Raw genomic sequence first — 12,613 nt, 5'->3', positions numbered from 1 at the left:
ACCGCCGCCCCTGCTGATCAATCAGAACCGGTAACGCGCGCCCAGCGAAACGAACTGCCCCGCGCAGGATGTACTGGCTGCTGCCGGTGAGAGCACAGCAGACTCCATCGCTACCGCTTCAGGCGCGCAGCAGCACCTTGCCATTGCGGCCCGAACCGGCGCCGGCTTCTGCCGCCTGGGCGATGTCGTCCAATGCGAAGATCTGCGCCACCGGCAGGGTCAGTTCACCCCCGGCCGCACGCTTCAGCAGTTCACCCACCAACCGCCGCTTGTCTTCCACCGCCATTGCCTGGCTGACCTTGCTGCCCCAGAAGCCCTTCACCGTGGCTTCTTTGTAGATCAGGCCGCCGGCGGGAATGCGCATTGGTTCGCCGCTCATCACACCGAAAGAGACCAGGGTGCCGTGGTGGCCGAGCAGGTCGACCAGGTCGCCGCTGGCGTCGCCACCGATGGAATCGACTGCAGCAGCGGCCTGCGCTTGCCCGGTGGCTTCGCGCACGCGGTCCTTCCAGCCGTCCACCGAGGTATCGAACACGTGATCGATGCCCAGTGCCTGCAGTTGCGCCACGGCCTCGGCATTGCGCACCAGGTTGGCCACGTGCACGCCGCGCGCCTTTGCGAGCATCGCCAGCGATTTGCCGACGGCACCGTTGGCGGTGTTCTGCACGATCCACTGGCCCTGCTCGACGTGCAGGAATTCCAGCAGCATCAACGCGCTCAGCGGCATGGCGATCAGCTGTGCGGCCATTTCATCGGCGATCGCGTCCGGCATCGGGATCACCATCCGCGCCGGTGCGATGAACGCTTCGGCCCAGGTGCCGTGCACCGAGGCGGCGGCAACCCGCTGGCCGATCTGCAGGCCGTCGACGCCTTCGCCGAGCGCATCGACCACGCCCAGTGCTTCGCTGCCGCCGATCGCCGGCAGCGTCGGCTTGTAGCCATACAGGCCACGCACGGTCAGCAGATCGTGGTTGTGGATCGAGGCCAGCACGGTGCGGATGCGTACTTCGCCGGGACCGGGTTCGGGCAGGGGGGCATCGGCAATGGCGAGGACCTGGGCTGGATCGCCGAAGGAGGAGTACAGGGCAGCGCGCATGGGCGGTGTTCCAATGAAAGTTGACGTTGTACCGAACTGGGGATGCGCCCGGCGTCGACAAGGCCGCGCACGTGCAACACGGCATCCTGCGACCGATGGTCGCGTTGGCGCGCGATCACCGCATCTTGTGTTGACGGCTCGGAATATCCCCACTATGTTGTGGCTGTCACTCCCGGTCAGCCGCCGCCGCCGGACATGCAGCAAACGTCCCGCGGCCCGCCCCTGAAGGCTTGCCGTGTCGACGCGGCCGCCACCGTGCGGACGCAGGTCGCCCCCACGGCCCGGATACCGGCCGCAGGCGCAGGCAGATGCCGACGACCTGTGTTCCCGCCCCTTGGCACTTCACCCGTTCGCCCCGTGCGCCGGTATCGCGTGCAGGGCCGCCATGGCATCGGGCGCCGACGCGCGCACGAGCCTGGAGTTCCACCACCATGACCGACAGTACCTTCCGCGTGGCCGACCTGGCCGGCGCCGGCGACGCCATGCGCGCCAGCGGCGAGCGCGTGCCGACCTGGATCACCAAGGAAGCCGGCAATCGTCGCCTGCCGTTCGATGCGGCGCGCCTGCTGTGCAGCATCGATACCATCCACGCCGAGCTGCCGCAGCTGGATGTGGCCGACTATCGCCGCGTGGTGCTGGCGATGGTCGAACGCAAGCCCAGCATCAGTGCCGATGATCTGGTGGACCTGCTGATCCGCGAAGCGGAATCACGCGTCGACCTTGTCGCGCCGCAGTGGGAACAGTTCGCTGCACGCCTGTACCTGCGCCGGCTGTACAAGCGCGCCAGCCGCAACCGCTTCTACGATGTCAGCCTGAAGTACGGTTCCTACGTGGGCCTGCAGGAAAGCCTGGCCGACCGCGGCATCTACAGCAACGACATCCTGCGCTGCTATTCGAAGGAAGAGCTGCAGCAGGCCGGCGAGATGATCGACCCCGAGCGCGATCGTCTGTTCGCCTACAACGGGCTGTACCTGCTGGCCACGCGCTATCTGGCTACCGATCGCAGCCGCGAGGTGTATGAGCTGCCGCAGGAACGTTGGCTGACCATTGCCCTGTACCTGATGCAGAACGAGGGCGGGGCTGGTGAGAGCGGCCGCGTGCGCCGCATGCAGCTGGTGGGCGAGGCGTACTGGGCGTTGTCCAACCTGTACATGACCGTGGCCACGCCGACGCTGGCCAATGCCGGCAAGGTCGGCGGCCAGCTGTCGAGCTGCTTCATCGACACGGTGGACGACAGCCTGCAGGGCATCTATGACTCCAACACCGATATCGCCCGCGTATCCAAGCACGGTGGGGGCGTGGGTGCGTACCTGGGGTACGTGCGCAGCAGTGGCGCGCCGATCCGCGGCGTGCCCAACTCGTCCGGCGGCGTGGTGCCGTGGATCAAGCAGCTCAACAACACGGCGGTGTCGGTCGACCAGCTCGGCCAGCGCAAGGGTGCAGTGGCGGTCTACCTGGACATCTGGCACCGCGACATCGAGGCGTTCATGGACCTGCGCCTGAACAACGGCGACCAGCGCCTGCGTGCGCATGATGTGTTCACCGCCATCTGCGTGCCGGACCTGTTCATGGAGGCCGTCGAGCGCCGTGCCGACTGGTACCTGTTCGATCCGCACGAGGTGAAGCAGGCCAAGGGCTGGTACCTGCAGGACTTCTACGACGAGAAGCGAGGGCAGGGCAGCTTCCGTGACCGCTACGCCGAGCTGGTGGCCGACGAACGCATCAGCCGTCGCACGGTGAAGGCGATCGACCTGTTCAAGCGGATCATGCTCAGCCAGCTGGAAACCGGCAACCCGTTCCTGTTCTACCGCGACGAAGTGAACCGGAAGAACCCGAACAAGCATGCGGGCATGGTCTATTCCAGCAACCTGTGCACCGAGATCCTGCAGAACATGAGCCCGACGCGGATGATCCAGGAGATCGTCAGCGGCGACCAGATCGTCACTACCCGCCGCGCGGGCGACTTCGTGGTCTGCAACCTGTCGTCGATCAACCTCGGCCGTGCCATCACCGCCCCCGAGGATCTGCTGGCCAAGGATGTGCTGGAACGGTTGATTCCGATCCAGGTACGCATGCTCGACAACGTGATCGATCTCAATGCGCTGCCGGTGCCGCAGGCCACCATCACCAACCGCAAGTACCGCGCCATCGGCCTGGGCACGTTCGGCTGGCACCACCTGCTGGCACAGCAGGCGATCCATTGGGAATCGCCCGAGGCCGAGGAACTGTCCGATCGCCTGTTCGAGCGCATCAACTTCCTGACCATCCAGGCCAGCGCGCAGCTGGCCAAGGAGAAGGGCAGCTATCCGATGTTCGCCGGCAGCGACTGGCACAACGGCAACTATTTCCGTGACCGCGATTACAGCGGCGCGGCCTGGGACAGTCTTGCGCGCGAGGTAGCGAGCAACGGCCTGCGCAACGGCTGGCTGCTGGCGGTGGCGCCGAACATGAGCACCGCGCAGATCGCCGGCTCCACCGCGTCGATCGATCCGATCTACAGCGCGTTCTACTACGAGGAAAAGAAGGACTTCCGGCGGCCGGTGGCCGCGCCTGGCCTGTCGCTGGACACCTGGCCGTATTACGAGAAGGGTGCCTACAAGGTCGACCAGTTCGCCAGCGTGCGGCAGAACGCACGCCGCCAGCGCCATGTGGACCAGTCGATCAGCTTCAACCTGTACGTGCCCAGCACGATCCGCGCCAGCACCCTGCTGGAGCTGCACCTGAGCGCCTGGCGGGAAGGGTTGAAGACCACCTACTACGTGCGCTCCAACGACATCGACATCAGCGAGTGCGAGTGGTGCTCGAGTTGACCAGCCCGACCCCTCGGTGGTAGTGCCGGCCGCTGGCCGGCAACCCGTCAGCAGCAGAACGAAGGCAGAAGACCATGGCAACACCCCTGGACCGCATCAAGATCCTCGAACCGCGCCACCCCAACCGCAGCACCGGCATCATCAACGGCCGCACCAGCGGCATCCTGAACTGGAACGACATTCCGTACCCGTCGTTCTATCGCGCCTACAAGGAGCTGTCGACCAACTTCTGGATCCCCGACGAAGTGGACATGAAGGTGGATGCACGCCAGTACGGCGAGCTCAACGCGCGCGAGAAGAACGCCTACGATTCCATCATCGGCCTGCTGGCCACGCTGGATTCGCCGCAGACGCGCTTCATCTACAACGTTGCCGAGTACATCACCGATCCGGCCGCGCACGCCAACGCGGCGATCATCGGCCAGCAGGAGGTGATCCACAACGAGAGCTACAGCTACGTGCTGGCCTCGATCACCGACCTGCCCAACCAGAACCGCATCTTCGAGATCGCCCGCACCCATCCCACCATCATCACGCGCAACGCGCCGATCATGGGGGCCTATGACGATTTCATGCGCGAGAAGACCGCCGAAACCCTGCTGAAGTCGCTGATCCAGTCCTCGATCCTGGAAGGCATCAACTTCTATTCCGGTTTCGCGTACTTCTACAACATGGTGCGGCAGAACCGCATGAACGGCACCGGCAAGATCATCAGCTTCATCAACCGTGATGAGCTGGCCCACACCAAGTTCATCAGCGAGCTGATCCGCGCCATCATCGGCGAGAACCCGGAACTGCAGACCAACGAGCTGACCGCCTACGTGCACCAGTCGTTCGAACACGCCATTGAACTGGAAACCCAGTGGTCGGCGGAGGTGCTCGATGGCATCGATGGCATCGACGTGGACGAGATGGTGCGCTACGTGAAGTACCGCGCCAACAAGATGGCCGGCATGCTCGGCATCGAGCGCCTGTACAGCGACACCACCGACAACGTGATGCCGTGGATCAAGGCCTACGCCGACAACTTCACCGAGACCAAGACCGACTTCTTCGAGATGCGCAATGCAAGCTACAAGAAGACCAACGTCGACAACGGCTTCGACGATCTCTGAGCGCGGCCCGGCGCTGCGCATCCTGATCGTGGTGGCGTCGCTCAGCGGCAACACCCGTGAGCTCGGCCGCCACATCGCCGCGCGTTGCCGGGCCGCAGGCCACACCGTGCACTGGCAGGAGGCCGACGACCTGCGCCAGGGCCCGCCGTTGCCGGTGGATGAGGCCGACCTGGTGCTGCTGGGCTGCTGGACCGACAACGCCGGGCGCACGCCATCGGAGATGAAGGCCTGGGTGGCAGGCATCGCCGAGCGCGGCCAGCGGCCGCGGCAGGTGGCGGTGTTCGGCACCGGTGAAACGCAGTGGGGGCAGGAGTACTACTGCGGTGCGGTGCACCGGCTGATCCGCTATTTCCACAGTGGCTACCCGCCGCTGGAGATCGAACAGATGCCACATGGCCGGCGGCATGCCGCGGCCATCGATACCTGGACCGATGCGGTCCTGGATCACTACTGGAGTACCACCGATGCAGATCATCGACGCCACCACGCCTGAGCAGTTCCAGCAGTTGCTGGCCGACCATCCACGCGTGCTGGTGGACTTCCACAAGGACCAGTGCCCGGGCTGCCGGATGCTGGACATGTCGCTGCAGCGGGTGGCCAGCGGCACTGCAGGGCAGGGCACGACCCTGCTGCGGGTGCAGCTGGAGGTGGTGGGCGATGCGTTCTTCCGCGAGCTGGGCCTGCGGCAGACCCCCACGTTGTCGCTGTTCCTGGACGGTGACGAGCGCATGCGCATGCCGGGTTTCCAGTCGCCGCAGCAGATCGAAGCGGCCATCGCGGAGTTCCTGTAGCGCCGTAATGCCACATCCAGGCATGGCGTGGATCTACTGCAGGTCGCCAGCGGCAGCGCCGGGCCATGCCCGGCGGATTCCCTCCGCGCGGATCAACCGGCTGCGAACGTATCCACCAGCAGCTTCACGTTCAGCACCACGATCACCAGCGCGATCACCCAGGCAATGCCGCCCAGCCAGCGCGGTGCCACCAGCGCGCCCATCGTCACTTTGTCGGTCACGATGCGTACCAGCGGGATGATCGCGAACGGCAGCTGCATGGACAGCACCACCTGGCTCAGCACCAGCAGCTTCACCGCGCCCTGGTCGCCGAACAGCATGATGACCACCACCACCGGAATGATCGCCAGCGCGCGGGTGATCAGCCGCCGCAGCCACGGTGGCAGGCGCAGGCGCAGGAACCCTTCCATCACGATCTGCCCGGCCAGTGTCGCGGTCACGGTGGAGTTCAGGCCGGAGGCGAGCAGTGCCACTGCGAACAATGTCGAGGCCAGGCCGACGCCCAGCATCGGTGCCAGCAACTGGTGCGCCTGCTCGATGTCTTCCACGTCGAAGCGGCCGTTGGCATGGAATACCGCCGCCGCCAGGATCAGGATGCTGGCATTGATGAACAGCGCCAGGGTCAAGGCAAAGGTGCTGTCGGTCACCGCCCAGCGCAGCGCGCTGCGACGGCCTTCATCGGTGCGTGGATAGGCACGGGTCTGCACGATGGAAGAATGCAGGTACAGGTTGTGCGGCATCACCGTGGCACCGATGATGCCGATGGCGATGTACAGCGCGTGCGGATCAGTGACCACCTGCGCGCGCGGAATGAAACCGCCCAGCACCTGCATCACCGGCGGCGCGGCCAGCGCGATCTGCACCATGAAGCAGCCGAAGATCACCAGCAGCAGTGCGATCACGAAGGCTTCCAGCGCGCGGAAACCGCGGTTCATCAACAGCAGCACCAGCAGCGTGTCCAGCGCGGTGATCACCGCGCCCCACAGCAGCGGCAGATCGAACAACAGTTTCAGCGCGATGGCCGTGCCGATCACTTCGGCCAGGTCGCAGGCGATGATCGCCGCTTCGCACAACGCCCACAGCGCCAGGTTCACCGGCTTGGGGTAGCGCGCACGGCAGGCCTGCGCCAGGTCCATGCCGGTGGCGATGCCCAGCCGTGCCGACAGCGCCTGCAGGATCACCGCCATCAGGTTGGAGATCAGGATGACCGACAGCAGCAGATAGCCGAAGCGTGAGCCACCTGCGAGATCGGTCGCCCAGTTGCCCGGATCCATGTAACCCACCGACACCATGTAGCCGGGGCCCAGGAAGGCCAGCAGCCGGAACCACCAGTGGCCCTTTTCGGGTACGGCGATCGACGCGTTGAGCGCACCCAGGCTGGCCGCGGTGGAGGCCGGAGAGTCGGTGGGCGCGACAGTGTTCATGGCTGCCAATATAGCCACTGCTATATCGCATAGCAATGTGAAACAATCGTCTTTACTGCGTCACTGGTCCAGAATTCAGGTTCGCACCCGGATGACAACTGCAGGACAGGCACACGCGTGGGCAAGACGGACGATTCGACATCGCTGAAAAGCACCCCCTTGATCGAGGCCGAGCGCCAGGTCGAGAGCTTCCGGCAAGTGCGCGAAGCACACCGGATGGAGCTGGTGGAGGATTATGTCGAGCTGATCTCCGACCTGCTGGCCGACGGCGGCGAGGCCCGCCAGGTCGACATCGCCACCCGCCTCGGTGTGGCCCAGCCGACCGTGGCGAAGATGCTGCGCCGGCTGGCCCGCGATGGCTGGGTGGTGCAGCGCCCGTACCGCGGCGTGTTCCTGACCCCGGAGGGCGAGGCGCTGGCCCATGCCAGCCGCCAGCGCCACCAGACCGTGGAGCGCTTCCTGCTGGCGCTGGGCGTGGACCCGGATACCGCGCGACGTGATGCCGAGGGCATCGAGCACCACGTCAGCGAACAGACGCTGGCACTGTTCGACGCATTCGTGCGCAAGGCCGAGGGCGGTTCCGCCGAACGGTAGCGCCGGGCCATGCGCGGCGGGCGCGTTGCCGCTTCACGCAATTCGCCGGGCATGGCCCGGCGCTGCGCTACCGGAGTTGAACGCCGTCATCGGGGCAGTGCGCCTGCTGTTGCGCACATGCCCGCTTCCACCATTCCTGCAGTACCGGTTGCAGCCCGCGGTAATGGCGCCCCTGCCAACCATTGGCCAGCACCGTGCCCTGCGCATCGATCAGCACCAGGTTGGGCGGGGCCGGGCCCGCCAATGCCTGCAGCGCTGGCATGCGCTGCGCACGACGCGGGTCAAGCACCGGCCACGGCATCTGCTGCAGGTGCATGTAGCGCCGCAACGCCGCCTCGCTTTCATCCAGGCTGACATACACCACTTCGGTATCGGCGCCGGCCTCGCGCAGCGCGTCGCGCACGCCGCGCAGGGTCGGCACGAAAGCGTGGCAGGGCGCGCACCAGTCGGCGCCGAAGTACAGCGCGATCAGCGTTGGCGGTGGCGACCACTGCATCGGGCGCAGGGCACGTGGCTCAGGCCGCATCAGCGAGGCGGAGACCTGCGCATGCAGGTCGGCAGCCACTGCCGGCCATGCCAGTGCCAGCAGCAGCGCGGGCAGCCAGCTAGAACGCATAGCGCAGGTTGACGTACCACGAGCGGGCGAAGCGAGGACCGTACACGTAATCGCTGTCGCGCAGCGCGCCGCTTTCCAGATCCTTCTGCCGCTGGTCGAACACGTTCTTGACCCCCGCCGCCACCGACACTTCCTGCTGTGCCTGGGCACCCAGATGGCGATGCCAGCGCGCGCCGAGGTCGGTGACCAGGAAGGCGCGGGTGCGATGCAGCACGCCCAGCCGGTTGTTGAGCACCGGCATCGATCCGGTGTGGCGCAGCGCCAGGAACGTCTCCCAGGGCTCGGCCGGCATCCAGCTGAGTTGGGCCAGGCCGGTCCAGCGCGGGGTTTTCAGATAGTCGCGGCTGTCGATGACGGTGTCGCCGCCGTCGGCGGTGTCATCGAAGATGCGCTGTGGCTCGCGGAACTGCGAGCGGTACCACGATGCGCCGGCAGTCAGCCGCCACTGCGGGGAGGGCTGCCAGCCGAGGTTGGTTTCCACGCCCAGCACGTTCGAGCCGGAGGCGTTGTAGCGCAGCTGCGTCAGCTGGCCATCATCGCCGCGCTGGATCTCACCCAGCGCGAAGGTATCGCGGATGCGTGCGTAGGACGCGGTGGCATCCCAGGTCCATACCGGGTCGGCCGGGTCGGAGCGCCAGTCGAACCCGAACAGGGTGGTCAGCGCGCGCTCCTCCTTCAGGCCACGGGTGTTGCGCACGCGCACCTGCTCGCCGCCGAGGGTATCGACGTGGACATCCTCGACGAAGATTTCCGGCGCACGGAAGCCGGTGGCGATGCCGGCTCGCCATTTCAGCCGTGGCGTGGCCTGCCAGGCCAGGGCGATACGCGGTGAGAACACGGCGCTGTCCAGTTCCGAACTCTTGTCCACGCGCGCGCCCAGCACCAGGTCGACGTCCTCGCGCACGCTCCATTCGTCCTGCACGAACGCGCCGAGGTTGTGGAAGGTTGCATCCTCGAGCACGGCCAGGCGCTGGCCGGCACCATCGCGATTGTCATCACGCAGGCCCTCATGCTTGTACTGAACGCCGAACGCCAGCGTGTGTGCACCCAGCCGCCAGTTCAACTGGCTGTCGATGTAGTGCAGCGGGTTGTGGGTGCGCCCGTACTGGCGCCATGAGCGTGATGCGGCGCTGCCCGGTACGTTCGGGTCCAGTTGCGAAGGATCGTAGCCCGGTGCGGACGGATCGGTGACCATGTCGCCGAGTCCGCCATAGAAGCTGTCGCGGTCGATGTCGGCGAAGGCATAGGCCAGGCGGAAGTCGACGTCGCCGCTCACCTCCTGGTCCCATGACAGGCTGCCGCGGCGGTAGTTCGTGTCCAGCGATTCGGCGATGTTGGCCAGGTGTTCGGGCTGGTCCAGGCGGTTGCCACCGCGACGGCTCTCATCGGTCACCTGCAGGTCCAACCGCAGGCGCGTGCCCGGAGTGGGCGCATACCAGGCCTGCAGGCCACCGACCTTGAGGTTCTTGCGGGTGATCTCGGTATAGCCGTCGCCGTTGTAGTCGATGCCGCTGTTCCAGTTGCGCTGGGCGATCACCGACAGTCCCGCGTCGGCCTCGCTGGCGACCAGATCCAGGCGCACGTCGGCGTTCTTCTGCGGCGTGCCCTTCAGAACATCCACGCCGGCCTGCACATGGCCGCCGCTGCGCGCCGGCAGCGGCGGAACCAGATTGATGACACCGGCTACAGCGCCCGGCCCGTACAGCGACGAACCACCACCCTTGACCACTTCGATGCGGTCGACGAAGCCGGCGGGAATCTGTTCCAGCCCATACACACTGCCCAGCGTGGACAACAGTGGAATGCCATCGAACAGCAGCTGGTTGTAGGCACCGGGAAGGCCCAGCAGCTGCACTTCGCTGGTGTTGCAGTTCTGGCAGTTGCTCTCCACCCGCAGGCCGTTGATCAGCTCGACCGCGCGGGAGAAGTCGGTGGCCGCGCGCAGGGCGATGTCCTCCTTGCGCAGTACCTCGGTGCGGATCGGCACGTCCGACAGCAGGCGTTCGCTGCGGGTGGCTGTGCTGACTTTCACCTGCACGCGGTCCAGCTCGGTAGGCGAAGGCGGTGCGGCGAATGCGGTCACCGGCAGGGCGGCGGCAATACCGGCAGCCAGCGGCAGCCGGCGGAGAAGGGAGGCAGCAATGCGCATGAGGGCGTCGTCCTTGGAGAGGGAGGGCGGCGAGGGCGACCTGGCTGGCGCACATGAAAGCAGATGGTCATCAACATAGCAATTGCTATATCAGGGTCTCGGCGCGTGCGTGAACCGTGGCCTTTACTCGAACATACGTGTTATAACATTACACAATGCGCACGCAACTGTGCCGGTGGTCATGCACCGGAAGGGGTCAGCCGCGGCGGAAGGCGGCGGGAGTGCGCGCGCCGACGATGATCATGCGGATCATCGTGGAGATCTGTTCGACCAGTTCCGGATCGTTCTCAGGGGGCTGGTCCATGGCCGAAGCGCCCATCGCAAACACCAGCCGGGTGATCGCCATCGATACCAGTTCCGGCTTGTACAGCACCGCGCCATCCAGTGCGGCCAGGCGCACCAGGTCATGCTGCAGTTCTTCTTCGAAGTAGTGCAGTTCGCGTTCGACCGCGTGCTTGAAATCGTCCGAGCCGACCGCGCCTTCGCGCAGCAGTACGTGCAGCAGCTTGTCGTCGGCACGCAGCTGTTCCATGAAGGTTTCCACCGACACGCGTACCACGCTGGTGGCGCTGGACGTAGCGCGCTGGCGGGCTTCACCGATGATGGTGCGCAGCGAACGCCCAGCCACGTCGATCAAGGCGACGGCCAGTTCGTCCATGTCGCGGAACTGGCGGTAGAAGCTGTTGGGTGCGATGCCCGCCTCGCGTGCGACTTCGCGCAGGCTGAGGGTGGAGAGGCTGCGATGCGGGCCGATCAGTTTCAACGCGGCGGCCAGCAGATCTTCGCGGCTCACCGTACGGCGGGCCGGGCTGCTGGCATCTTCAGGCGGAGACAGAACGGTGGCGGCGGCCATGGTACTTCCGGAGGGGCAAGGCTGAATCATACCCAATCCGGTGCAATATACACATGTATACACAGCTGTGTGTGCGGCCGTATAGTGCATCCATGAGCGCTGTCGTCCGTCCTTCCCTGTTTTCCCCGTACCGCTGGCTGTCGCCGTCGCTGTTCGACTTCTGGGCGGGCCAGCTGAATCCGTTGTGGACCCTGCGTGAGCCGATGGCCCGCCTGGTACGGCGCGAGCCGGCCGGCGAGGGCGCCGCTACGCTGGTCCTGCGCTGCAACCGGCACTGGGCCGGGATGCGCGCCGGCCAGCACGTCACCCTGGGCGTCGAGCTTGAGGGGCGTGTATTGCGCCGCAGCTACAGCCCGACCCGCCTGGGCCGTCGTGAGCTGGCCATTACCGTCAAGGCGGTGGAAGGCGGCAAGGTCAGCCAGCATCTGGTCGCGCATGCCAAGCCGGGCGACCTGTTCCGGCTGGATGCGGCCTTCGGTGATTTCCACATGCCCGCCGCAGCGCCGGTGCTTCTACTGGCCGCCGGCAGCGGCATCACGCCCATGCGCAGCCTGCTGCGCGACGCCTGCCAGCGCCCGCTGGCTGCGCCGGTCGACCTGTTCTACTGGGAGCGCAGCGCCGCGGCGTTCCAGTTCCGTGATGAGCTGCAGGCGCTGGCCGCAGCGGACCCGAACCTGCGCGTGCATCTGCTGACCACCCGCGAAGGCGAGGTGCCGGCCGCGCGCATCGACAGCCACACGTTCGCCGTTGCCGGTGACGACACCCCGCTGGCGCAACGCCATGTGCTGGCCTGTGGCCCGGATGGCTTCGTTGCCGCTGCGCGCACGCGGCTGGCGCAGCAGGTGGCCGGATTCCAGGCTGAAGCCTTTACGCCGCCTGCGGCACTCAGTGATGCCGACAGCCTGGGTGAGGTCGCCTTGACCCTGGCCCGCAGCGGCCGGCGGCTGATCGTGCCGCGTGGCCGCTCGCTGCTGGAAAGCCTGGAGGCGCAGGGCATCGCGCCCAAGCACGGCTGCCGCATGGGCATCTGCAACAGCTGTACCTGTGAACGCGTCAGTGGCACCACCCGCCACCTGCGCACCGGCGATACCCAGTCCGAAACGGCCGTGCCGGTGCGGATCTGCGTGAGCGCGCCGACCACCGACCTGACCCTGGATCTCTGAGG

At 66.3% G+C, this 12,613-nt stretch carries 11 protein-coding genes; 6 read left to right on the top strand and 5 right to left on the bottom strand.

Features of this window, described 5'->3' with window-relative positions:
• Positions 1-118 precede the first annotated feature (118 nt).
• Positions 119-1,096 (bottom strand): zinc-binding dehydrogenase, encoded by a 978-nt coding sequence (locus D0Y85_RS11785; protein ID WP_117310595.1) that lies wholly within the window; start codon positions 1,094-1,096, stop codon positions 119-121.
• Between the two features lie 482 nt (positions 1,097-1,578).
• Here D0Y85_RS11785 and D0Y85_RS11780 point away from each other — a divergent pair, with 482 nt between their 5' ends.
• The 4 genes from D0Y85_RS11780 (at position 1,579) to D0Y85_RS11765 (ending at position 5,812) form a co-directional block, all read left to right on the top strand.
• Complete coding sequence (locus D0Y85_RS11780; RefSeq protein WP_240329385.1) at positions 1,579-3,906, top strand: ribonucleoside-diphosphate reductase subunit alpha; 2,328 nt, start codon at positions 1,579-1,581, stop codon at positions 3,904-3,906.
• A gap of 74 nt (positions 3,907-3,980) precedes the next feature.
• Positions 3,981-5,021 (top strand): ribonucleotide-diphosphate reductase subunit beta, encoded by a 1,041-nt coding sequence (locus D0Y85_RS11775; RefSeq protein ID WP_117310593.1) that lies wholly within the window; start codon positions 3,981-3,983, stop codon positions 5,019-5,021.
• A gap of 13 nt (positions 5,022-5,034) precedes the next feature.
• Positions 5,035-5,514, top strand: a complete 480-nt coding sequence (locus D0Y85_RS11770; RefSeq protein WP_227416502.1) for a flavodoxin — start codon at positions 5,035-5,037, stop codon at positions 5,512-5,514.
• A complete protein-coding gene (locus D0Y85_RS11765) occupies positions 5,486-5,812 on the top strand; it encodes a thioredoxin family protein (RefSeq protein ID WP_117310591.1) in 327 nt (108 codons plus the stop codon). Before D0Y85_RS11770 ends, D0Y85_RS11765 begins: the two co-directional genes overlap by 29 nt.
• 92 nt (positions 5,813-5,904) lie before the next feature.
• Here D0Y85_RS11765 and D0Y85_RS11760 read toward each other — a convergent pair whose 3' ends face one another.
• On the bottom strand, positions 5,905-7,236 hold the full coding sequence (locus tag D0Y85_RS11760) for an Nramp family divalent metal transporter (protein ID WP_025878570.1): 1,332 nt from the start codon (positions 7,234-7,236) through the stop codon (positions 5,905-5,907).
• 117 nt (positions 7,237-7,353) lie between these two features.
• On the opposite strand from D0Y85_RS11760, the gene mntR reads away from it, so the two are divergent.
• A complete protein-coding gene (gene mntR / locus D0Y85_RS11755) occupies positions 7,354-7,830 on the top strand; it encodes a manganese-binding transcriptional regulator MntR (RefSeq protein WP_025878571.1) in 477 nt (158 codons plus the stop codon).
• A gap of 67 nt (positions 7,831-7,897) precedes the next feature.
• On the opposite strand, the gene D0Y85_RS11750 is transcribed toward mntR, so the two are convergent.
• From D0Y85_RS11750 to fabR, 3 genes are all read right to left on the bottom strand, one after another.
• On the bottom strand, positions 7,898-8,446 hold the full coding sequence (locus D0Y85_RS11750; protein ID WP_117310590.1) for a thioredoxin-like domain-containing protein: 549 nt from the start codon (positions 8,444-8,446) through the stop codon (positions 7,898-7,900).
• Positions 8,436-10,595: a TonB-dependent receptor gene (locus tag D0Y85_RS11745; RefSeq protein WP_117310589.1), complete on the bottom strand. Its 2,160-nt coding sequence runs from the start codon at positions 10,593-10,595 to the stop codon at positions 8,436-8,438. Before D0Y85_RS11745 ends, D0Y85_RS11750 begins: the two co-directional genes overlap by 11 nt.
• A gap of 196 nt (positions 10,596-10,791) precedes the next feature.
• Entirely contained in the window at positions 10,792-11,448 is a 657-nt protein-coding gene (fabR, locus tag D0Y85_RS11740) for an HTH-type transcriptional repressor FabR (RefSeq protein ID WP_025878574.1), read from the bottom strand.
• Between the two features lie 92 nt (positions 11,449-11,540).
• On the opposite strand from fabR, the gene D0Y85_RS11735 reads away from it, so the two are divergent.
• Entirely contained in the window at positions 11,541-12,611 is a 1,071-nt protein-coding gene (locus tag D0Y85_RS11735) for a ferredoxin reductase (protein ID WP_240329210.1), read from the top strand.
• Positions 12,612-12,613: the final 2 nt, after the last annotated feature.

Origin of the sequence: Stenotrophomonas sp. G4 (assembly GCF_003428825.1) — a bacterium.
Classification (GTDB): Bacteria; Pseudomonadota; Gammaproteobacteria; order Xanthomonadales; family Xanthomonadaceae; genus Stenotrophomonas; species Stenotrophomonas indicatrix.
The sequence above is the reverse complement of the archived record's forward strand: the minus strand, read 5'-3'. Positions and strand labels throughout refer to the sequence as shown.